Here is a 21,138-nt window from a genome sequence, read left to right as displayed (position 1 = left end):
GGAAAGGCGACAGGAAGGAGCGAGCCGTGGTCGTCGGATTGGTCATCGCCTGCGAGGTGGCGTTCTGGGTGCTGCTGGCGGCCGGACTGGCCGTGCGCTATCTGCTGAAGTGGCGCCGCACCAGCGTGGCGCTGCTGCTGTGCGAGCCGCTGCTGGAGGTGGTGCTGTTCGTCGTCACGGCCATCGACCTGCGCGGCGGCGCCCGGCCGAGCTGGGAACACGGGCTGGCCGCGCTCTACATCGGCTTCACCGCCGGCTACGGCCACGCCACGATCACCTGGCTGGACGGCCATGCCGCCCACCGCCTCACGGGCGCGCCCCGGCCCCCCGAACCGCCCAGGTACGGCCTCGCGCGGGCCCGGCACGAGGGACGCCTGTGGCTGCGCACGCTGCTCGCGTCCGCCCTCGCCCTCGCCCTGCTCCAGGCGGCGGTCTGGTACGTCGGCGACGGCGCCGCCACCGGCCCGCTGCGCTCCTGGCAGTGGGCGGCGCTGCGGATCGCCGCGATCCACGGCGTCATCGCCCTCACCTATCTGCTGTGGCCGAAGAAGCCCCCGGCCGGCACTGCCGCGGGCGAGAGGGAGGACCGTACGCTGACCGGGCGATGAGGCGAGCGCACGAGGAGGGCGGATGGCTGACAGGACGGGTGCCGGTGCGGTGCTGGTCGTCGACGACGACGCGGCGATCCGGCGCTCGCTGGAGCGCGGGCTGAGGCTGGGCGGCTTCACGGTGCGCACCGCCGCCGACGGCCCCGAGGCGCTGGCCGCGATCGAGACCGCCCCGCCCGACGTGCTCGTCCTCGACGTGTCGATGCCCGGCATGAGCGGCATCGAGGTGTGCACCCGGCTCCGCGCCGCGGGCCGCGACCTGCCCGTGCTCATGCTGTCCGCGCTGGACGAGACCGCCGACCGGATCGCCGGGCTCCAGGCGGGCGGCGACGACTACCTGGTCAAACCCTTCGCCCTGCAGGAGCTGGTGCTGCGGCTGGGCGCCCTGCTGCGCCGCCGCCCGCCCGCCGGGCACGAGGTGCTGCGCGCGGCCGGCCTCGTCATCGACCCCGCCGCCCGCACCGCCGAGCGCGACGGCGTCCCGCTGGAGCTGACCCGGCGGGAGTTCGGGCTGCTGGAGGTCCTCACCCGCAACGCCGGGCTGGTCCTCACCCGCGACCAGCTCCTGGAACGGGTGTGGGGCTACGACTTCGAGGTGCGCACCGACGCCGTCGACACCTTCGTCAGCTATCTGCGGCGCAAACTGGAGGCACAGGGCCGCCCCCGGCTCATCCACACGGTCCGGGGCGTCGGCTTCGTCCTCAGGGACACGCTGTGAGACTCTCCGCACGCATCGGCCTCGCCGTCGGCTGCACCATCCCACTGCTGGTGCTGGCGGGCGGCTGGCTGCTGCTGCACCTGGTCGCCCGCGATCTGCACCGGGCCGAGGACCAGCACCTGCGGCAGCGGGCGACGGCCGTGGCACCGGATGCCCGCGCCCTGCTGCGGGCCGCCTCCGACGGCCGGCCGGGGGCCGCCGACACCCGCGAGCGGCAGCTGTTCGACGCGGCCCTCGACGTCGGCGTCCGCGTGGTCGGTCCGGACGCCACCTTCAGCGGCGGCCCCCAGCCCGGACCCGCCGTCACGCTGCCCGAGCGCGGTTCCGGGTTCGTCACCCTCCGGGCCGGCGGGCGCACCTGGCGGGCCCTGGCCCGACCGGTGCGCACAGGAACGGCGGCCGGCACGCTGTGGCTGTTCTCGCCGGACACCGCCGCCCGCGTGCAGATCCCGCTCGTGCGCCGCCGGGTGCTCGTCACCGCGCTCCTCGCCGTGCCCGTGTCGGGGCTGCTCGCCTGGGGCCTGGCCGCCGGCGCGAGCGCGCCGCTGCGCAGGCTCACCCGCCGCACCGCCGGGCTCGATCCGCGCACCAGCACCACCCGGCTGCCCGAGGAGCGCACCGGGGTACGGGAGGTGGACGAGCTGGCCGCGACCCTGCGGACCGTCCTCGCCCGCTACGACGAGCAGGCCGCCCGCACCGGCCAGGCCCTCGACACCGCCCGCTCCTTCTCCTCGGCCGCCGCGCACGAACTGCGCACCCCGCTGATGAGCATGGGCACCAACCTCGACATCCTCGCCGACCATCCCGGCCTGCCGGCCGCGGACCGCACCGAGGTGCTGGCCGACCTGCGCCGCGAACACGGCAGGCTGCTCGGGCTGCTGGTGATGCTGCGGGAACTGGGGCGCGGCGACCTGGTGGAGGCGGAGGCGTTCCGGCCCGTCGACCTCGCCGACGTCGCCGACGCGGCCGTGGCCGAGGCCCGCCGCCGGGATCCGGACGCCGGGCTCACCCTGGACGCGGAGCCGGGGCTGACGGTGCACGGCTGGGAGCCGGGGCTGCGGCTGCTGCTGGACAACCTGCTGGCCAACGCGCTGGCCCACGGCCGGGACTCCGCGGGCCGGGCCCGGGTGCGGGTGACGGTGGGGCGCGGCGAGGCGGGCACGGCGCTGATCACCGTGGACGACCACGGTCCCGGCGTCCCCGCCGAGGCCCGCGGCCGGATCTTCGAACGGTTCCAGCGGGGCCCGGACAGCGCCGGCTCCGGACTCGGGCTCACCCTCGTCGCCCAGCAGGCGGCCCTGCACGCGGGGCGCGTGACGGTGACGGACGGCCCGGGCGGCACCGGCGCGCGCTTCGCCGTGACGCTGCCCGTGGACGGCGCTGAACCGCGCCGGGGCCTGCCCGGCCGGCGGGACTGGCTGATCGGTACAGCCGGGGCAAACCGGTCACAGAGTTTCCCCAAAGACCTCGCCTAGCGTCCGGCGCGACGGACGGCCGCCCGAGGCCGCCCGGGAAGTGAACCGAGAGGCAGTTGAGGCACATGTACGGACGACGACGCACGCGCACGCTGCTCGCGGGGCTCGCCGTGACGGCCGTCCTGGCGGGCGGCACGGCGGGCACGGCGGCCGCGGCCGACAGCACCCCCAAGCCGGCGCCCGCCCATGACGGCGCGCAGGGCCTGTGCAAGCGGGTGCCGAAGATCGAGCGGCGTATCGCACGGGCCCTGAAGCGACTCGACGCCAAAGCGGGCACGCGCGGCTCGGTGGCCCGGCTGGAAAAGCGCGTCGACAACGCGAAGAAGGCGGGTCACACGGAGATCGCCACCTACCTGCAGAACCGGCTGGACTTCCGCAAGTCGCTGGTGACGAACCTGGAGCAGCGCCAGAAGGACCTGGCCGCCGTCAAGACGTGGTGCCAGAAGAACGACAACGGGAAGGCGGCGGGCTGATGCGGGGCCGGCGGCCGGCGCTCGCGGTGGCGGTGGTCACCGTGCTGGCCGCCCTCACCGCGGGGTGCGCCCACCACGACGCGGCCGCACCAGCGCCGTCCGCCACCTCCGCCACGCCCTCGGGCTACGCGGACATGCGGAAGAAGGCCGACGCGGCCGAGTCCGCCGCGGCCGCCGCCGACCGCGACGCGAAGAGCACCGCTGACCGGTGAGCCGGCGCTGAGCGGGTCCGCCGTCGTCCGGTGCGGTTCGCCGGCGCCCCGGAAGGGCGCGGGCGACCGCACGACCGGCCGCGGCGGACCCGTGGCCGTCCGACGGCCTGGCGCGGCACTGCCTGCGGAGCGTTCAGCGCTCCCCGCCCGGCACCCACAGCACGTCGCCGGTGTCCTTGTTCGTCACCCGGGCCAGGATGAACAGCAGGTCGGACAGGCGGTTGAGGTAGGTGGCCGTGAGCGGGTTCATCGAGTCGGCGTGCGCCTCCAGGGCGGCCCAGGTGGAGCGCTCCGCCCGCCGTACCACCGTGCAGGCCTGGTGCAGCAGGGCCGCGCCGGGGGTGCCGCCGGGCAGGATGAAGGAGCGCAGCTTCTCCAGCCGCTCGTTGAAGCGGTCGCAGTCCGCCTCCAGCCGGTCGACGTAGAACTGCTCCACCCGCAGCGGCGGGAACCCGGGGTTGTCCACCACCGGCGTCGACAGGTCCGCGCCCACGTCGAACAGGTCGTTCTGCACGCGGGTGAGGACCTTGACGACCTCCGCCTGAAGGCCGCCCAGCGCGATCGCGGTGCCGATGACGGCGTTGGCCTCGTTGGCGTCCGCGTAGGCGGAGATCCTGAGGTCCGTCTTGGGCACCCGGCTCATGTCGCCGAGGCTGGTGGTGCCCTGGTCCCCGGTGCGGGTGTAGATACGAGTCAGATTGACCATGTGGCCAGCGTAGTTACGCCCCGGCCGTCCGGAACACCCGTGTGCCCACCGTCACCGCCAGTACCGCGAAGCCGACGGCGACGAGGGAGCCGTAGAGCATGTGCGCGGTGGCGTACCGGCCGACGTACGCGTCGCGTACCGCGTCCACCAGGTAGCGGAACGGGACGAAGTGCGAGAGCACGTCCAGCCAGGCCGGGGCGAGCGTCATCGGGAGCATCAGGCCGGACAGCAGCATCGACGGCATCGAGACCGCGTTGATCAGCGGCCCGAACTCCTGCGGGGTGCGCACCAGCATCCCCAGCGCGTACGACAGCGAGGCCAGCGAGAGCGAGAGCAGGGCGACGAACGCGAAGCCGATCAGGACGCCGGCGAGCGGCGCGCGCAGCCCCATCACCAGCGCGGCCAGCACCAGCAGGACCGCCTGGAAGACGAAGACCGTCGCGTCGCGCAGCACCCGGCCGAGCAGGAGGGCGAGCCGGCTGACCGGCGTCACGCGCATCCGCTCCAGCACGCCCTGCCCCTTTTCGAGGATGACCGTGAACCCCGCGAACAGGGCGCCGAACAGCCCGAGTTGGAGCAGCAGGCCGGGGACCAGCACCTGCCAGGAACTGCCCGTGCCGCCGAGCGGCAGACGGGTGAGCAGCGGGCCGAAGAAGAGCAGGTAGAGCAGGGGCGTCAGCACGCCGAAGAGCAGCGCGAAGCGCGAGCGCAGCGACTGGCGCAGATAGCGGCCGTAGATGAGGGCCGTGTCGTGGAGCAGCATGTTTCTTCCCTGGATCCCTGTCCCTAGACGGCTACGGGGGCGGTGTCGGCCGGGGCGGGGCCGCGGCCGGTGATGGCGAGGAACGTGTCCTGCAGGGTGGCGTCGAGCGAGCCGCCGTACCGGAGCTTGAGCGCGCTCGGCGTGCCCTCGGCGGCGACCGCGCCCCGGTCGACGACCACCAGGCGGTCGGCGAGGGCGTCGGCCTCGTCCAGGTAGTGGGTGGTCAGGAACACGGTCGTGCCGTGCTCGTCGCGCAGCCGGCGCACCAGGTCCCACAGATCGGCGCGGCTGCCGGGGTCCAGCCCGGTCGTCGGCTCGTCCAGGAAGAGCACCTTCGGGCGGTGCGTGAGTGCCATCGCGATGTCCAGGCGCCGGCGCTGCCCGCCGGACAGGGCGCCGGTCCTGCGGTCGAGCAGCCCGTCGAGGTCCAGCTCGCGGGCCAGTTCGCCGGTCCGCGCGACCGCCGCCGACCGTGACAGCCGGTACATCCGGCCCTGGGTGAGCAGTTCCTCCCGGACCGTGATCTGCGGATCGACCCCGCCGGACTGGGCGACGTACCCGGACGCCCGGCGCACCCCGGCCGGATCGGTCGCGAGGTCGTGCCCGGCGACGGTGGCCGCGCCGCCGGTGGGCTTCAGGAGGGTGGTGAGCATCCGCAGGGTGGTCGTCTTGCCGGCGCCGTTCGGGCCGAGGAATCCGAGGATCTCGCCCTCGTGGACGGTCAGGTCGATGCCCCGGACGGCCTCCACCGGGCCGGCCTTGGTCTGGAAGGTGCGGGCGAGGCCCGCAGCGCTGATGACTGCTGTCATGCCGACCAGGAAAGCATGAGTCATTGAAAATTTGCAACGACCCCAAGTTTTCTGAGCCGCTAACTTTCCAGTGGATCCAGCGAAGCTAGGATGCCGGCATGGCAGAAGGGCTCAGGGAACGGAAGAAGCGGCAGACCAGGCAGTACATCTCGGACGTCGCCACGGGACTGTTCCTGGAGCGCGGCTTCGACGCGGTCACGGTCGCCGAGATCGCGGACGCCGCCAACGTCTCGGTCAACACCGTCTACAACTACTTCCCGGCCAAGGAGGACCTGTTCTTCGACCGGTCCGCCGGCATGGTCGACCGCCTCGCCCGCTGGGTGCGGGGCAGGCCGGAAGGCGAGTCGGCCGCCGCCGCCGTCCTGCGCGAGCTGCGCGAGGAGGTCGAGGCCGTCTCGCCCCGGGTCGGTCTCATCCCCGGGTACGAGAGATTCCAGCGGGTCATCGAGGAGACCCCCGCCCTGCGCTCCCGCCTCTGGGCCCTGGCCCAGGAGGTCCAGGCCAACCTGGAACAGGCCCTGCGCGAGGAGACCGGCGCGGCCGACGACGACGACCTGCCCCACCTGATGGCCGGTCAGATCGGCTGGGCACACAGCACGGTGATGGCGGTCATCGGGCGCGAGATGGTCAAGGGGCGCGATCCGCGCGAGGTGTCCAGGGAGGTCCTCGACCTCCTGGACGACGTCGAGGACCTGCTCGGTGAGCGGGTCCTCGGGTACGCGGTACGGGAGCGGTGAGAGCACCGATGCTCACCGAGCCGCCTCGCTGAGCAGCGAGCTGACCCGCTCCGCGAAGCAGGGGCCCGGCACGGGGACCTCCATGCCGGGCCGGCGGGCGTAGCCACGGGTCACGGCACGGGTGGCGTACGAGGTCATGACGTCGGCGCCGGAGGGCGCCGGCCGGTGCCCGAGGGGCCTGAGTCGGCCGAGGGGCCTGGGGGACGGCCCCGGTGCCGATGCCGGTCTGGTCGTACCAGAAGGACGCCGCGTGCCCCTCGCCGCGCGCGATGGCGCAGCCGCAGGCTCTCACGCCAACTGCCCCTCGCGCGGGCGGTGCTGAAGCGCCCTCGGTGAGGGACAGCCGGTCATGGACCGGCCGCCGTCCGCAACGCCACGTGATCACGGAGTTACGGAACAATGACCCCGAGGGCCACCCGGCGCTACCCTCGCCACCCCTGAACCGTCGGAACAATGACGGCGATTCAGCCTATTGAGGGGGAAAGGCCGCTTCTGCCCGCACACGGCGCAGGGGGCCGCACGATCGGGGTCTCGTACCGCTGCCGGTGTGACGTCCGTCAATTGAGACGTGACGCGCGTTACTTACCGGTCACACAGCGGCTCCAGAGCGCTAGGGTCCGCCGGAGAAGCAGACTTGGAGCGCGATTCAAGGGAGTCGTCAGTGGCACGGAAGCTCGCCGTCATCGGGGCCGGTCTCATGGGGTCCGGTATCGCTCAGGTCGCCGCGCAGGCGGGCTGGGACGTCGTCATGCGCGATGTCACGGACGAGGCGCTGAAGCGTGGCACGGACGGCATCAAGGCGTCGTACGACAAGTTCGTGAGCAAGGGGAAGCTGGCCGCGGCCGACGCCGACGCGGCCCTCGCCCGCATCACCGCGACCACCGACCTGGACGCCGCCGCCGCCGCCGACGTCGTCGTGGAGGCCGTCTTCGAGAAGCTGGAGGTCAAGCACGAGATCTTCCGCGCGCTCGACAAGATCGTGCGCCCGGAGGCCGTGCTCGCCTCCAACACCTCCGCCATCCCGATCACCAAGATCGCCGCGGCCACCGAGCACCCCGAGCGGGTCGTCGGCGTCCACTTCTTCTCGCCGGTGCCGATGATGCAGCTCGTCGAGCTGGTCCGCGGCTACAAGACGAGCGACGAAACCCTCGCCACCGCACGGGAGTTCGCCGAGTCCGTCGGCAAGACCTGCATCGTCGTCAACCGGGACGTCGCCGGCTTCGTGACGACCCGGCTCATCTCCGCGCTCGTCGTGGAGGCCACCAAGCTCTACGAGTCCGGGGTCGCCACCGCCGAGGACATCGACCTCGCCTGCAAGCTGGGCTTCGGCCACGCCATGGGCCCGCTCGCCACCGCCGACCTCACCGGCGTCGACATCCTGCTGCACGCCACGAGCAACATCTACACCGAGTCCCAGGACGAGAAGTTCGCCCCGCCGGAGCTGATGCGCCGGATGGTGGACGCCGGTGACATCGGCCGCAAGAGCGGGCAGGGCTTCTACACGTACTGAGCACCGCCTGTACGGGCATCCGCCGGATGTCACCCCCGGGAGCATCACTCCCCGGGGTGAATTCGGTATCGGTTCGCTTACAACCAGCAACCGCACCGCCACTCGCACAGTCAGACGTTGCAACGTCGAACATCACGGAGTACGCCAACCGCACTCAACGGGGAGCGCTTATGCACATCAGGGGCGACCACGCCGAGCTGGTCGTCGGGGGCCGCCTCGACGTCCGCAGCGCGGCGGACGCCCGTACGGCCCTGCACCTCGCCGTCGATCACGGCATCGGCGACCTGGTGCTCGACCTGTCGGAACTGGACTCCTGGGACGCCACCGGGCTCGGCGTGATCATGGGCGCCCACCGGCGGGCCGGCCGCTGCGGTCGCCGTCTGGTGCTGCGCGGTGTACCGCCGCAGATGCAGCGCCTGCTGGTGGCCACCCGGCTGCACCGCATCCTCGCCATCGAGGGCGGCATCGGCGTGGAGTCGCTGCCCCGGGTGTGACGCGTCGTGCGGCCGGGGCGGATGCGCACGTCGAGGGCAATCCTCACCGGACCGTGACGTCTCGGGCCGTACGGCACCCCGCCCTGTCGGAGATACTGAGCCAAGGTTTAGGGTTCGGTCGCCCGCTGCCTCGCAACCCTCGACCGAGCGGGCCCGGACCAGAAGCGACAGCGCGGTGTGCGACAAGGCCGGGAGGGGCCGGATCACGGGCACACGACGCTTTTGGGGGGCTGGAAACCCATGGAACCGATGGAACCCATGGACCCGAACGACCCGATCGACTCGATCAACCCGATCGACGCCGGGCGTGAGGAGTACGGGCAGGCGCACGGCCGCCGCCCGGCCCGGGAGTCCCACACCTCCGACTTCGGCGCGGGGCCGGGCCCATCCGGCCCCGCCCGCACGGCACGGCTCGTCTCCGCCGACCTGCTGCTGACCGTCAACCCCGTCGACGGCGGCGAGATCGAGCCATGTCCGCCGGCGGAGCGTCCCGGCCGGCCCCGCAAGCGCACCGTCGCCGAGCGGGCCGGCATCGAGCGGGCCGCCCGGCCGCCGGCGCCGGCGGGCCCCGCCCAGCCGCCCCTGCCGCTGGTGGAGCGCCAGGACCAACGCGAGCGCCTGGTCAGACTGCTGGCCCGCGGCCGCTCCGTGCGGCTCACCGGTCCCGGCGGCTCCGGCCGCACCGCCCTGCTCGACCTGGTCGCCGAGGACTGCCAGGACCTCGCCCCCGACGGCGTGATCCGGCTCAGCGGCTTCCACCGCGGGGCCGGCGACCTGCTGCACGACCTCTTCCACGCCGTCTACGACGCCCCCCGCCACCGCCCCGAACGCGACGAACTGCACGCGCTCGTCGCCGAGATCGGCGCGGTCGTCGTCCTGGACGACATCGAGTTCGGCGGCGCCGCCCTGGACGAACTCCTCGACACCGCCCGGGAGTGCGCCTTCCTGATCGGCGCCACCCCCGACGTGCCCGCGCCCTCGGCCGCCTCCGGGGTCGAGGAGGTCTTCCTCGGCGGCCTCGACCGCGCCGCCGGCGTGGAGATCCTGGAGCGCGCCGTCGGCCGCGTGCTCACCGAGGACGAGGCCAACTGGGCCGGCGACCTGTGGTTCGAGTCCGAGGGCCTGCCCCTGCGCTTCGTCCAGGCCGGCGCCCTGCTGCGCCAGCGCGACGAACTGCGGGCCGGTACCGAGGCGGTGGACGAGTACGGCGTCTTCCAGGACGTACGCCCGCCGGCGGTCCCGTCCGTGGAGCCGGCGGACGAGCCTGCGCTGCCCTCTCTCGGCGAGGCCGCCGCGCCCGCGCCGCTGCTCGCCTCCCGGCTCAGCGCCTCCGCCCGCGCCACCCTGCGCTTCGCCGTCGCCCTCGGCGGCGAGGTGCCGCACCAGGCGCATCTGCCGGCCCTGGTCGGCGACACCCACGCCGACGCCGCCCTCGGCGAGCTGGCCATGTGCGGACTGGTCTCCCCGGTCGGCTCCCGCTACCGGCTCGCGGCCGGGGTGCAGACCCAGCTGGAGGCCGCCGGGTACGCCGACGACGCCGCGGACCGGGCACTCGCCGCCGCCGAGCACTACACCTGGTGGTCCGGCCACCCCTCGGTCACCCCCGAGCGGGTGAGCGCGGAGGCGGACGCGGTGCTGGCCGCGCTCGCCGCCGTCGTCCCGCAGACCTCCGCACCCGCCGACGGCGAGGAGAGCATCGCGGTACGGCTCGCCCGCGCGGCCGCGCCCGCCTTGGCCGCCGGGCTCCAGTGGGGGGCCTGGGAGCGTGCGCTGCGCTCCGGCGCGGAGGCCTCCCGGCTGACCGGCGAGGTGCACGAACAGGCCTACTTCCACCACGAGTTGGGCGTCCTCGCGCTGTGCTGCGGACAGCTCGACCGGGCCCGCGCCGAACTGGAGGCGTCCATCGGGCTGCGCGGCGCGCTCGCCGACAAGCGGGGCGCCGTCGCCGGGCGCCGGGCCCTCGCGCTGGTCGCCGACCGCTCGGGCGAGCTGCCCGGGGTCAGGGCGATGGCGGGGGAGGAACTGCCGGAGATACGGCACGAGGAGTCGGCGCCGCCGCCGTACGCGCCGATCGGCGACGCCCTGGTCACCCAGCGGCTCCCGGTGGCCCCGGCGGGCGGCGGGGACGGCGCCGGGGGCGTGGGGGGCCTGCGCCGGCTGGCCCGCCGCAACCTGGTGGCGGCCGGTTCCGGCGCCCTGCTCGCCGCGGTCCTCGGTACGGTCGTCACGCTCGGCATGACGTCCCACGAGAACGCCGACAAGAACCCGGCAGGCAAGGTCGACGTGAACCCCTCGATCAGCCAGGGCACGGACGACGGCACCCTGGGCGCGGACCCGAACCAGGGCACCGGCGGTACGACGGGCGTGGCGAGAGGCGGTCCGGCGACCGGGGGCACCGGCGGCGCACACGGCACGACCGGCGGCCCGGCGCCGTCGACCGACCCGGCCCGCCCGTCGGAGAGCATCAGCCCCTCCGGCTCGGGCACGACGCCGACCTCGTCGTCCACGTCTCCCAAGCCGTCGAAGTCGTCCGGGTCGCCGTCGGGCGGCTCGGCAGGCTCCACGAGCGGCTCCAGCGGCAGCCCGAGCGGCGGCTCGTCCAACAGCGGCGGCAGCACCACGAGCGGTGGCACGACGACCGGCGGTGGTACGACGACGAGTGGCGGTACGCCGACGAGCGGCGGTACGACGGCGAGCGGTGGCAACTCGGGAGGGACGACCACCTCCGGAGGCTCCTCCAGCGGCGGGGGTACCACCACCGGCTCCTCGAGCGGCTCGACAAGCGGCTCCAGCGGCAGCCCGAGCGGCTCGACCACCGGCTCGACCGCGGGCACGACGACCGGCGGGGCCTCGTCCTCCCAGAGCGCCCCGCAGCCGTCGGGCTCGGCCACCTGACGGACCGCGGGGGCGAGGGCCGTCAGAACAGGCGGAGCTTGTCGTCCTCGATGCCGCGCAGGGCGTCGTAGTCCAGGACGTGGCAGTCGATGCCGCGGTCGGTGGCGAGGACGCGGGCCTGGGGCTTGATCTCCTGCGCGGCGAAGACGCCGCGCACCGGCGCCAGGTGCGGGTCGCGGTTCAACAGGTCGAGATAGCGCGTGAGTTGCTCCACGCCGTCGATCTCGCCCCGGCGCTTGATCTCCACCGCCACCGTCTGCCCGTCGGCGTCCCGGCACAGGATGTCCACCGGGCCGATGGCCGTCATGTACTCGCGGCGGATCAGGGTGTAGCCCTCGCCGAGCGTCTCGATGCGGTCGGCGAGCAGCTCCTGGAGGTGCGCCTCCACGCCGTCCTTGATCAGACCGGGGTCCACGCCGAGTTCGTGCGAGGAGTCGTGGAGGATCTCCTCCATCGTGATGATCAGTTTCTCGCCCGCCTTGTTGACGACCGTCCAGACGCCCTCCTCCTCGCCGCCGCCCTCCTTCAGCGTGCACGGCGGCGACATCCAGTTGAGGGGCTTGTAGGCCCGGTCGTCCGCGTGGATGGAGACGCTGCCGTCCGCCTTGACCAGGATCAGTCGGGGCGCCGAGGGCAGATGGGCGGTGAGCCGGCCGGCGTAGTCGACCGAGCAGCGGGCAATGACGAGACGCATGGTCGGCAACGCTACTCGACACCCCGAGGTGCGCGCGATCCGCCCGTCCCGCTCCCTGTGGATCGCCCCAATTGTCCCTGGAAACTCTTGTTCATCCCTGGCCGATTGTGCTCGTAAAGGGACTGTTCCATATACGCATTCTGCTGGTGTGGTCACCGACCGTTGCCTACCGTAGAGAACGTGAGGTCGCGGCGAATGTACGGAGCGTGTTCGACATCGCGAACTCCCTTATCTGTCCGGCAACCCCTGCTCCCGCGGGGGTGCGAGAGGAGAACCCATGTCGCTCGACGTCTCACCGGCCCTACTCGAACAGGCCGAGCGAGGCGAGGTCGACGAAGCAGCATTCGTCGACTGCGTCCGGACCTCCCTGCCTTACGCATGGGAGATGATCAGCTCCCTGGTGGCGCGGCTCCAGGTCGACGGCGGTCCGTTCGCCGACAACCTGACGCCCCCGCCGGACGAGCAGGCACGCGGTCAGCTGTTGCGCGCGCTCGCGAGCGACGCCATCCGCGGCGCGTTGCAGCGGCACTTCGGTGTGCGTCTGGCCTTCCAGAACTGCCACCGGGTGGCGGTGTTCCCGCTGGACGCCGCGGCGGACGAGACGCTGGCCCGCTTCACGTCGGTGCGCAGCCAGCTGCTGAACCAGTCGCCGGAGCTTCGCGACTGCTGACGGGCAGCCCGGTCCCGGTACGGCAGACCCATGCGGGCCCAGTGGGCCGTTCGCTTGCCGCTCCACCCGTGGGAGGTGCGTTCACACGTGGGGCGGCAAGCCCCCCAGGGCCCCCGTGACCGGCCCGTCGGCTCAGCGCAGCTGCGGCAGCACCTCGGCGCCGAGGCGCCGCAGGTTCTCCTCGGTCGCGGCGAGATCGCCCGAGCCCTCCACGAGGAGGGCGAAGCGGGAGATGCCGGTGCGCTCGGAGGTGGCCGCGAGCCGGTCGGCGGCGAGGCGCGGGGTGCCCACCGGGTGCAAGCCGCACAGCAGCTCGGTGTAGGCGTACGGATCGCGCATCTGGCGCGTCCGGCCGTCGACCGTCACATGCGCCTCCAGGCCCTGTTTCAGCCAGCCCGGCATCGCCTTCAGCAGCGTCTCCGCCGCGTCCGTGCGCCGGTCGGCGAGCTGGCACACCCCGGCCGAGACATGGGCCGCGGCCGCGATCTCCTCGCCGCTCAGGCCCGCCGCCCGGGCGCAGCGCCGCCACATCGCGACCATCTCGGCCTTCTCCTCGTCCCCGACGTGCATGCCGAGCAGCATCGGCAGCCCGCGCTCGGCGGCCAGCCGGACGCTCGCCGGAGAGGTGCAGGCGACGACCACCTCGGGGCCCGGCCCCTCGGTCAGGGCCTCCGAGGGGCGGGGTACGACGGCGACCTCGCGGAAGCGGAACCGCTCCCCGTCGGCGGCCACGCGCGGCTCGCGCAGCCAGCGCAGCAGCAGATCGAGCGACTCCGGGAACCCGTGTTCGTACGCCCCGAGGCCCGCGCCGAACACCTCCAGGTCCACCCAGGGACCGCCGCGGCCCACGCCCAGCGTGAACCTGCCGCCGCTCGTCAGATGCAGCAGCGCGGCCTGCTCGCCGAGGGCCACCGGGTGGGCGGTGGGCAGTACGCTGACCGCCGTACCGACCCGGACGCGGCGGGTGCGGCCGAGCAGAAGGGCGGCCAGCGTGACCGCGGACGGGCACGTGCCGTACGGCACGAAGTGGTGCTCGGCGAGCCACACCGCGTCCAGTCCGGCCTCCTCGGCGACCTCCGCCGAGCGGACCGCCCGGTGCAGGGCTTCTCCCGGACCCTGGCCCGGGAACTGGGCGCCCAGCACAAAGCTTCCTACGTACATCGCATTTCCTGCTTCCTTGGCTCCGACCCGGAGCTCCCCCACCCGGCATAACCGTCCGACACGTGCCCAGGACACGGCCTCGCGGAGAGATTTGCGGATTGTCTGCAGAATCGCGGGTCCTGTAGGGGGACTTGGGCGGGTTGGTTCCCTTCGCGTACCCCGCTCGGCGGCGCGTACGCTGGATGCAGCCCGTGCTTCCTGTATAGCCCCGAGAGGTGTCCCGTGTCCCCGCGTCGCAACCGACCGAATGCAGCCGGATCCTCGGGCCGGAGCGCCGAGGAGGACAGCGTCGGCCGGTACGGCGGCTGGCAGTCGACCGAGAGCTGGCAGGGCGAGGACTGGAGCGTGCGTCATGTCGCCGGGGCGAGCGCGCAGGGCAAGACGTACCGCTGCCCGGGCTGCGACCAGTTGATCCCCTCCGGCGTCCCGCACGTGGTGGCCTGGCCGGAGTTCGCGGGCGTGGACGACCGCCGGCACTGGCACAAGGCGTGCTGGAACGCGAAGGACCGCCGCACCACGCGGGTGCAGCGGTCCCGTAACGCGCCGAAGTTCTAGTCCGGCGCTCCTGGCCGGAGGTTCGGGTTCACACGTCCCGCTGCCGCAGCAGCGCGTAGGCGCCGGCGTACGCGACCACCGTCACGCCCAGGACGATCCACAGCGGGTCCCAGCCCGAAGGGCCGGAGCTGCTGAGGGAGTTGGAGTAGAACAGGCTCATCTGGTTCGGGATCGAGTACTCCAGCAGCCACTCGCGGACCTTGTGCATCGACTGGGCGAACATGAACAGCGCGATCACCAGCGGCGCGAGCAGCACCCCGATCATGATGGTGATGGCGCCCGCGGAGTGCCGGATGATCGAGCCGATGAGCAGCGACAACAGCCCGAGCAGCGCGATGTAGAGGCTCACGCCGACGGTGGCCTTGAACCACTCGGCGCCGGTGGGTGTGCGCGCGCCGTTGTCCCGCACCATGGCCGTCTGCACCACCGCCACGAACGCGCTGGAGGCCAGCGTGATCACGAAGGCGAGGACGAAGAAGACGATCGCCTTCGCGGCGAGCACCCGGCCGCGGCTCGGGCACGCGGTCATCGTCGTCCGGATCATGCCGGTGCCGTACTCGGACGCGGTGGTCAGCACGCCGAGCGTCATGATGCACATGCTGCCGAGCAGCAGCCCGAAGAAGCCGAGCTGGAGCGGGCTCTGGTCGTTCATCGACGAGGTGGAGCGGCTGACCACCGCGCCGGCCAGCAGGCCGATGCCGATGACGAGCAGCACGAACACACCGAGCGTCCAGATCGTCGAGCGCACCGACTTGATCTTCGTCCACTCGGAGGCGAGCGCGTGCCCGAGGTGGGTGCGCACGACCGGGATCGGCGAGGTGTAACCGGGGTACGCCCCGCCGGGCGCCGCCTGCCAGTCGGGTGCGGCGGCTGCGGGGGCCTGCGGCATCGGGGGCTGGTGGGTGCTCATCGGGCGTCGTCCTCGGGCTGGGTCCGGTTGGGGTCGGCGGGGGCGGGCGCGGCGGCCGGCGCCGGGGGAGCGGCGGGAGCCTGAGCCTGCGGTGCGGCCGGGGCCTGCGGGGCGGGCGCCTGTTGCTGCGGTGTCTGCGCGGGCTGCGGGGCGGGCGCCTGTCCCTGCGGTGCCTGCGCGGGCTGCGGGGCGGCGGCCGGGGCCGGCGGCTGGGGGGCCGTCTGCTGGGCGTACGGGTTGGCGGGGGCGCCGTACGGGCCCGGCTGGGCGGTGCCGTAGGGGCCCGTGGGAACCGGCTGGCCCGGGTAGGGCTGCCCGCCCTGCGAGGGCGGCGGCGGGGCGTACCAGCCGGGCTGGCCCTGGCCGGGCACCGGCAGGGGCGGCTGCGCGCCCGGCGGCAGCGGCTGCTGCAGGCCCGCCTTCTGGTCGATGGTCGAGCGGTAGTCCACGGCACCCTGCGTCATCCGCATGTACGCCTCCTCCAGCGAGGCCTGGTGCGGCGACAGCTCCCACAGCCGGACGTCCGCCTCGTGCGCGAGGTCGCTGATCCGGGGCAGCGGCAGGCCCGTCACCCGCAGGGCGCCGTCCTGCTCGGGCAGGACGTGGCCGCCCGCCTCGGTGAGCGCCGAGGTCAGCTTCTCGCGCAGCTGCGGCTCGGTGTCGGGGGTGCGCACACGCGCGAAGTCGGCGGAGTTGGCCGAGATGAAGTCCGTCACGCTCATGTCGGCGAGCAGCTGGCCGCGCCCGATGACGATGAGGTGGTCGGCGGTCAGCGCCATCTCGCTCATCAGGTGCGAGGAGACGAAGACCGTACGGCCCTCCGCCGCGAGCGCCTTCATCAGGTTGCGGACCCAGAGGATGCCCTCGGGGTCGAGGCCGTTGACCGGCTCGTCGAACAGCAGCACCTGCGGGTCGCCGAGCAGCGCCGCGGCGATGCCCAGGCGCTGGCCCATGCCGAGCGAGAAGCCCTTGGAGCGCTTCTTGGCCACGTCCTGGAGGCCGACGACCCCGAGCACCTCGTCCACGCGCCGCGCCGGGATGCCCGACAGCTGGGCGAGGCTCAGCAGGTGGTTGCGCGCGGTCCGCCCGCCGTGCACCGCCTTGGCGTCCAGCAGCGCGCCGACCTGACGGGGGGCGTTGGGCAGCTTGGCGTACGGGTAGCCGCCGATCGTCACCGTGCCGGACGAGGGGTTGTCCAGCCCGAGGATCATCCGCATCGTCGTCGACTTGCCCGAGCCGTTCGGCCCGAGGAAGCCCGTGACGGCTCCCGGTCGCACCTGGAAGGAAAGGTTGTGCACGGCGGTCTTGTCGCCGTAGTGCTTCGTCAGGCCTACAGCCTCGATCATGCTCCGCACCCATCGAAAGGTTCAGGACAGCGGGGCACACGCCCCCGTAAGGGTTAGGAGGATATCGAGCCGCTGACGGTTCCGCCCAAAAGAAAGTAAAGCCCGAGCATCACGAAACGTGAGCGCCGGGCTCACTGGGCGTCCCGCCTCCGGAGCAGCACGTAGCCTCCCGCGAGCGCGGCGATCACCCAGAGCACCATGATCCCGAGCCCGCCCCAGGGCCCGTACGGCCGGTCGTCGCCGATCCTCGGCACCACCTGCATGATCCGGCTGCCCGCCTGGTCCGGCAGGAACCGGCCGATCTTCTTCGTCGCGTCGACGTTGCCGAGGATGTTCGAGATCAGGAAGAAGAACGGCATCAGGATGCCGAGCGACAGCATCGGCGAGCGCAGCATCGCGGCCACCCCCATGGAGAACACCGCGATCAGCGTCATGTACAGCCCGCCGCCGATCACCGCGCGCAGCACTCCCTCATCCCCGATGTGCGCCCGGTACGGCCCGAGGACCGCCTGACCCAGGAAGAAGGCGGCGAAGCTCGTCGCCATGGCGACGACCAGCGCGAGCGCGCTGGCCACGGCGACCTTGCCGAACAGGAAGGCGGCCCGGCGCGGCACGGCGGCCAGCGAGACGAGGATCATGCCGGTGCTGTACTCGTTCGAGACGACCAGCACCCCGAACACGATCATGGCGAGCTGGCCGAGGCTCGTGCCCGTGAAGGACACGAAGGTCGGATCGAACGACAGCCGGTCCCTGATCGGCATCGAGTCGAACTGGCTGCGCGTGAGCGCGGAGATGAGCATGCCGAGCGCGATCGTGACGACCACGGCCACCGACAGCGTCCACACCGTCGACGCCACGGACCGGATCTTCGTCCACTCGGACCGGATGACCTGACCGGCCGCCATGGGTCAGGCCCCCTTCCAGCCGGCGCCCCAGTCCTGCGGGGCCGCCGGTCGCCCCGACCGCGCGTGGTACTCCACCGACTCCGCCGTCAGCCGCATGAACGCCTCCTCCAGCGACGCCTGCTGGGTGCTCAGCTCGTGCAGCACGATCCCGTGCCGTGCCGCCAGCTCACCGATCCGCTCCGCCTTGCCGCCGTCCACCTCCAGCGCGCCCGCACCCGCCTCGACGACCGTGATGCCGTCCTCGTGCAGCGCGTCGAGCAGCCGCTCCCGCTGCGGCGAGCGGATCCGCACGTACGTCCGCGCGTTCTGCCGGATGAAGTCGGCCATCGAGGTGTCCGCGAGCAGCCGCCCCTGTCCGATGACGACGAGGTGGTCGGCGGTCAGCGCCATCTCGCTCATCAGGTGCGAGGAGACGAAGACCGTACGGCCCTCCGCCGCGAGCGACTTCATCAGGGTGCGGATCCAGTGGATGCCCTCGGGGTCGAGCCCGTTGACCGGCTCGTCGAACATCAGGATGCGGGGATCGCCGAGCAGCGCGGCCGCGATCCCCAGCCGCTGGCCCATGCCGTACGAGAACGCCTTGGCCTTCTTCCGCGCCACGGCGGTGAGCCCGACGGTGTCCAGCACCTCGCCCACCCGGCTCTTCGGGATGCCGTTGCTCTGGGCGAGACAGAGGAGGTGGTGGTACGCGCTGCGGCCGCCGTGCACGGCCTTGGCGTCCAGCAGCGCCCCGATGTACGTCAGCGGGTCCGCCAGCTCGGCGTAGTGCCTGCCGTCGATCCGGACGTCCCCGGCGGTGGGGTGGTCGAGACCGAGGATCATCCGCATGGTGGTGGACTTCCCGGCCCCGTTGGGCCCGAGGAACCCGGTCACGACACCGGGCCGGACCGCGCAGGTGAGACCGTCCACGGCCAGCTTCTCGCCGTACCGCTTGGTCAGCCCCGCAAGCTCGATCATGCGGCCACGCTAAGACGACGGCAAGCCCCCTGCCACTTGAGGGCAGGGGGCTTCGGCCACGCGCTTTCGCGGTTACCGCGTCTGCTGCGCCGGCACCCCACGGGAAATGGGCTCGTCGTCGGTCGTCGTGCCCGCGGCGGCGACCGCCGCGCCGGTCAGCGTCGCCAGCATCTCCCGGACGTTCGTCAGCTGGGCGTTGATCGAGTCGCGACGGTTGGTCAGCGCCGCCAGCTCGCGCTCGGATTCCGAACGGATGCGGTCGGCCTTGGCGTTGGCGTCGGCCACGATGTCCTCGGCCTGGCGCTGGGCCGTCTCCACCGTCTGGCGGGCGCGGCGCTCGGCGTCCGTGCGCAGCTTCTCGGCCTCCAGGCGCAGCTGCTCGGCGCGGTGCTCGATCTCGGCCAGGCGCTTCTCGGCCTTCTGCTGACGCGAGGCCAGGTCGCGCTCGGACTGCTCGCGGCGCTTGGCCAGGTTGGTCTCGAAGTCGGCGGCGGCCTGCGCGGCCTTGGCGCGGGTCTCCTCGAAGAGGGCGTCCGCCTCCTCCCGCTTGGACTGCGCGTCCTTCTGCGCCTCCGAGCGCAGCTGGGCGGCGTCGCCCTTCGCCTTCTCGACGATCCGGACGCCCTCGTCCTCCGCCTTGGCCTTGCGCTCGGCGGCGTAGGACTCGGCGTCGTTGCGGACCTGCTGGGCAGCCGACTCGGCGAGGTCGCGGTGCTGTTCGGCCGCCCGCCGGGCCTCCTCACGCAGCTCCTTGGCCTCTTCCTCGGCCAGGCGCAGGATCTTCTCGACCCGCGCGCCGAGACCCGCGTACGACGGCTCGGCGTCGCTGACCTGGGCCTGGGCGTTCTGCGTTTCGAGGTGCAGCTCCTCGATGCGCTTCTCCAGGGCGGTGATCCGGGCGAGAGCGCTGTCACGGTCGGAGACGAGCTTGGAGATACGTTCGTCCACCTGAGCGCGGTCGTACCCACGCCGCACAAGCTCGAAGCCGTAGGGGGAAGTGTCGCTCATGGGGTTCCTGTCGAATGAGACCGGTGAGGTGATAGGTGGAATCCTAGGGGCCGAAGCGGTGTGTCATCGAGCGGATACGTGTTTGATCTGGAGAATGAGACCCCTTTTGGGTGGCTGACGGCTGGAAGCCTTGCCAAGACACGGGCAAAGCCCTCAGACGTTACCGGAACGCAACCCCTGCGCTAGCCGTCTGACGACTTGCCACCCGATCGGGGGGCGCCGACCGAGGCGCCCGCCTTGACTCCGCCGTCCTTCCCGGACGCCGGCGTCTCGAAGGACTCCAACGCCTCCAGCACGTCCTGGACACGGGAGATCTCGGCGTTGATGTCCTCCCGCCGGCGCATCAGGATCTCCAGCTCGCGCTTGCCCTCCTCGACCGTGCTCCGGGCCTCCCGGATCGCCTCGGCCTTCAGCTCCTCGGCCTCCTTGACGAGCCTGGCCTTCTTCTGCTCGGCCTCCTTGAGCAGACCCTCCGCCTTCTTGACGGCGGCGATCCGCACCTTGCCCGCCTCGGAGCTCGCCTCCGAGACCATCTCCTTGGCCTTCGCCTCCGCCTTGGCCAGCTGCTCCTCGGCGGCCTTGATGAGCGCGTCGCAGCGGTCGCCGGTGGACTTCATGGTCTCGGCGGCCTCGCGCCGGGCCCGTTCGTGCAGCTCCTCGATCTCGGCCGTGATGCGGTCGCGCAGCTCCTCCGCGCGCTCCCGGATCGCGGTCGCGTCCCGGCGCGCGCCGACCAGCAGCTCGTCGGCGTCCGTACGGGCCTTCTCCACCAGGGAGTTGCCCTCGATCGTCGCCTCCGACACGATCCGCTCGGCCTCCGCGCGGGCCGCGCCGACCATCGTGTCGGCCTGCGACTCGGCGTCCGCCGTCGTCTGCAGCGCCTGCTCCTGCGCATCGCTGAGCAGCTTGTCGACCTCGGCCGTCGTCTCCGTGATGAGCGTGTCGACCTGCTCGGCCGCCTCCGAACGCCGCTTGTTGGCGTCCTGGCGGGCCTCGTCCAGGGTCCGCTCGCCCTCCTGGCGCGCGGAGTTGACGAGCCGTTCGGCCTCCGCCTGCGCGTCCGCCCGCAGCCGCTCGGCCTCCGCGCGCAGCCGCTCGGCGTGCGCCTGCGCCGAGCCGACCGTCTCCGCCGCCTCCGCGCGCAGCCGCTCGGCATCGCCGGTGGCCTCCCCGACGAGCTGCTCGGCCTTCGCCACCGCCTCCGCGCGGACCCGGTCCGCCTCGGCGAGGGCCTCGGTGCGCACGCGGTCGGCCTCGGTCACGGTCTCGGTGGTGAGCCGTTCGGCCTCGTTGCGGGCCTCGGTGATGAGGGTGTCGGCCTGGGTGGCGGCCTCGGAGCGGATGCGGTTGGCGTCCGAGCGGGCGTCCGCCCGGGTCCGGGACGCCGCCTCGCCGGCCTCGGTGAGCGTCTGCGCCGCCTCCGCGCGGACCCGCTCGGCCTCGGCGAGGGCCTCGGTGCGCACGCGGTCGGCCTCGGTCACGGTCTCGGTGGTGAGCCGTTCGGCCTCGTTGCGGGCCTCGGTGATGAGGGT

At 72.8% G+C, this 21,138-nt stretch carries 22 protein-coding genes and 1 pseudogene; 11 read left to right on the top strand and 12 right to left on the bottom strand.

The annotated features are described in order from the left end of the window. The first annotated feature begins 26 nt into the window (after window positions 1–26). From ACZ60X_RS13920 to ACZ60X_RS13900, 5 genes are all read left to right on the top strand, one after another. The gene (locus ACZ60X_RS13920) at window positions 27–608 is read left to right on the top strand and encodes a hypothetical protein (RefSeq protein WP_469597618.1); all 582 of its coding nucleotides are present in this window, start codon (window positions 27–29) and stop codon (window positions 606–608) included. 22 nt (window positions 609–630) lie between these two features. Beyond that, window positions 631–1,326 (top strand): response regulator transcription factor, encoded by a 696-nt coding sequence (locus tag ACZ60X_RS13915; RefSeq protein WP_469597615.1) that lies wholly within the window; start codon window positions 631–633, stop codon window positions 1,324–1,326. Beyond that, complete coding sequence (locus ACZ60X_RS13910) at window positions 1,323–2,801, top strand: ATP-binding protein (protein WP_469597609.1); 1,479 nt, start codon at window positions 1,323–1,325, stop codon at window positions 2,799–2,801. The genes ACZ60X_RS13915 and ACZ60X_RS13910 overlap by 4 nt, the downstream gene beginning before the upstream one ends. Before the next feature lie 65 nt (window positions 2,802–2,866). Then, window positions 2,867–3,274: a hypothetical protein gene (locus tag ACZ60X_RS13905; RefSeq protein WP_469597607.1), complete on the top strand. Its 408-nt coding sequence runs from the start codon at window positions 2,867–2,869 to the stop codon at window positions 3,272–3,274. Next, window positions 3,274–3,486, top strand: a complete 213-nt coding sequence (locus ACZ60X_RS13900; RefSeq protein ID WP_469597604.1) for a hypothetical protein — start codon at window positions 3,274–3,276, stop codon at window positions 3,484–3,486. Before ACZ60X_RS13905 ends, ACZ60X_RS13900 begins: the two co-directional genes overlap by 1 nt. A gap of 133 nt (window positions 3,487–3,619) precedes the next feature. On the opposite strand, the gene ACZ60X_RS13895 is transcribed toward ACZ60X_RS13900, so the two are convergent. Genes ACZ60X_RS13895 through ACZ60X_RS13885 form a run of 3 tightly spaced genes read right to left on the bottom strand, consistent with a single transcriptional unit; the run spans window position 3,620 to window position 5,764 of the window. Then, the gene (locus tag ACZ60X_RS13895) at window positions 3,620–4,192 is read right to left on the bottom strand and encodes a cob(I)yrinic acid a,c-diamide adenosyltransferase (RefSeq protein WP_469597602.1); all 573 of its coding nucleotides are present in this window, start codon (window positions 4,190–4,192) and stop codon (window positions 3,620–3,622) included. A gap of 13 nt (window positions 4,193–4,205) precedes the next feature. Continuing rightward, on the bottom strand, window positions 4,206–4,955 hold the full coding sequence (locus ACZ60X_RS13890; protein WP_469597599.1) for an ABC transporter permease: 750 nt from the start codon (window positions 4,953–4,955) through the stop codon (window positions 4,206–4,208). Between the two features lie 23 nt (window positions 4,956–4,978). After that, a complete protein-coding gene (locus ACZ60X_RS13885) occupies window positions 4,979–5,764 on the bottom strand; it encodes an ABC transporter ATP-binding protein (RefSeq protein WP_469597597.1) in 786 nt (261 codons plus the stop codon). A gap of 98 nt (window positions 5,765–5,862) precedes the next feature. Here ACZ60X_RS13885 and ACZ60X_RS13880 point away from each other — a divergent pair, with 98 nt between their 5' ends. Continuing rightward, entirely contained in the window at window positions 5,863–6,501 is a 639-nt protein-coding gene (locus ACZ60X_RS13880) for a TetR/AcrR family transcriptional regulator (RefSeq protein ID WP_469597594.1), read from the top strand. 12 nt (window positions 6,502–6,513) lie between these two features. On the opposite strand, the gene ACZ60X_RS13875 is transcribed toward ACZ60X_RS13880, so the two are convergent. Continuing rightward, window positions 6,514–6,639, bottom strand: a complete 126-nt coding sequence (locus ACZ60X_RS13875) for a hypothetical protein (protein ID WP_469597592.1) — start codon at window positions 6,637–6,639, stop codon at window positions 6,514–6,516. 523 nt (window positions 6,640–7,162) lie between these two features. Here ACZ60X_RS13875 and ACZ60X_RS13870 point away from each other — a divergent pair. The 3 genes from ACZ60X_RS13870 (at window position 7,163) to ACZ60X_RS13860 (ending at window position 11,400) form a co-directional block, all read left to right on the top strand. Continuing rightward, complete coding sequence (locus tag ACZ60X_RS13870) at window positions 7,163–8,011, top strand: 3-hydroxyacyl-CoA dehydrogenase family protein (RefSeq protein ID WP_469597589.1); 849 nt, start codon at window positions 7,163–7,165, stop codon at window positions 8,009–8,011. A gap of 170 nt (window positions 8,012–8,181) precedes the next feature. Next, complete coding sequence (locus ACZ60X_RS13865; protein ID WP_469597587.1) at window positions 8,182–8,505, top strand: STAS domain-containing protein; 324 nt, start codon at window positions 8,182–8,184, stop codon at window positions 8,503–8,505. A gap of 258 nt (window positions 8,506–8,763) precedes the next feature. Further along, window positions 8,764–11,400 (top strand): ATP-binding protein, encoded by a 2,637-nt coding sequence (locus ACZ60X_RS13860; RefSeq protein ID WP_469598404.1) that lies wholly within the window; start codon window positions 8,764–8,766, stop codon window positions 11,398–11,400. A 22-nt stretch (window positions 11,401–11,422) separates the two neighbouring features. Here ACZ60X_RS13860 and nucS read toward each other — a convergent pair whose 3' ends face one another. After that, window positions 11,423–12,094 (bottom strand): endonuclease NucS, encoded by a 672-nt coding sequence (gene nucS, locus ACZ60X_RS13855; protein ID WP_469597583.1) that lies wholly within the window; start codon window positions 12,092–12,094, stop codon window positions 11,423–11,425. Window positions 12,095–12,371: 277 nt separating this feature from the next. On the opposite strand from nucS, the gene ACZ60X_RS13850 reads away from it, so the two are divergent. Beyond that, window positions 12,372–12,764: an SCO5389 family protein gene (locus ACZ60X_RS13850; protein WP_469597581.1), complete on the top strand. Its 393-nt coding sequence runs from the start codon at window positions 12,372–12,374 to the stop codon at window positions 12,762–12,764. Between the two features lie 132 nt (window positions 12,765–12,896). Here ACZ60X_RS13850 and ACZ60X_RS13845 read toward each other — a convergent pair whose 3' ends face one another. After that, complete coding sequence (locus ACZ60X_RS13845) at window positions 12,897–13,925, bottom strand: LLM class flavin-dependent oxidoreductase (RefSeq protein ID WP_469597579.1); 1,029 nt, start codon at window positions 13,923–13,925, stop codon at window positions 12,897–12,899. 222 nt (window positions 13,926–14,147) lie between these two features. Here ACZ60X_RS13845 and ACZ60X_RS13840 point away from each other — a divergent pair, with 222 nt between their 5' ends. Beyond that, window positions 14,148–14,480, top strand: a complete 333-nt coding sequence (locus tag ACZ60X_RS13840) for an ATP/GTP-binding protein (protein WP_469597577.1) — start codon at window positions 14,148–14,150, stop codon at window positions 14,478–14,480. Window positions 14,481–14,508: 28 nt separating this feature from the next. Here ACZ60X_RS13840 and ACZ60X_RS13835 read toward each other — a convergent pair whose 3' ends face one another. The 6 genes and pseudogenes from ACZ60X_RS13835 to ACZ60X_RS13810 all read right to left on the bottom strand — a co-directional run. Continuing rightward, window positions 14,509–15,390, bottom strand: coding sequence for an ABC transporter permease (locus ACZ60X_RS13835; RefSeq protein WP_469597575.1), 882 nt, complete (start codon window positions 15,388–15,390; stop codon window positions 14,509–14,511). Beyond that, window positions 15,387–16,736, bottom strand: coding sequence for an ABC transporter ATP-binding protein (locus tag ACZ60X_RS13830; protein WP_469597572.1), 1,350 nt, complete (start codon window positions 16,734–16,736; stop codon window positions 15,387–15,389). Before ACZ60X_RS13830 ends, ACZ60X_RS13835 begins: the two co-directional genes overlap by 4 nt. A gap of 131 nt (window positions 16,737–16,867) precedes the next feature. Beyond that, window positions 16,868–17,641, bottom strand: coding sequence for an ABC-2 transporter permease (locus tag ACZ60X_RS13825; protein ID WP_469597570.1), 774 nt, complete (start codon window positions 17,639–17,641; stop codon window positions 16,868–16,870). Between the two features lie 3 nt (window positions 17,642–17,644). Next, entirely contained in the window at window positions 17,645–18,598 is a 954-nt protein-coding gene (locus ACZ60X_RS13820; protein WP_469597567.1) for an ATP-binding cassette domain-containing protein, read from the bottom strand. A 72-nt stretch (window positions 18,599–18,670) separates the two neighbouring features. Further along, window positions 18,671–19,606: a cellulose-binding protein gene (locus ACZ60X_RS13815; RefSeq protein ID WP_469597565.1), complete on the bottom strand. Its 936-nt coding sequence runs from the start codon at window positions 19,604–19,606 to the stop codon at window positions 18,671–18,673. A gap of 182 nt (window positions 19,607–19,788) precedes the next feature. Next, window positions 19,789–21,138, bottom strand: a pseudogene (locus ACZ60X_RS13810) (hypothetical protein); the annotation flags it as partial.

This window comes from Streptomyces sp. NPDC104106 (assembly GCF_055584345.1).
Note: the sequence above shows the minus strand (reverse complement) of the source record. Positions and strands in the feature narration are given on the sequence as shown.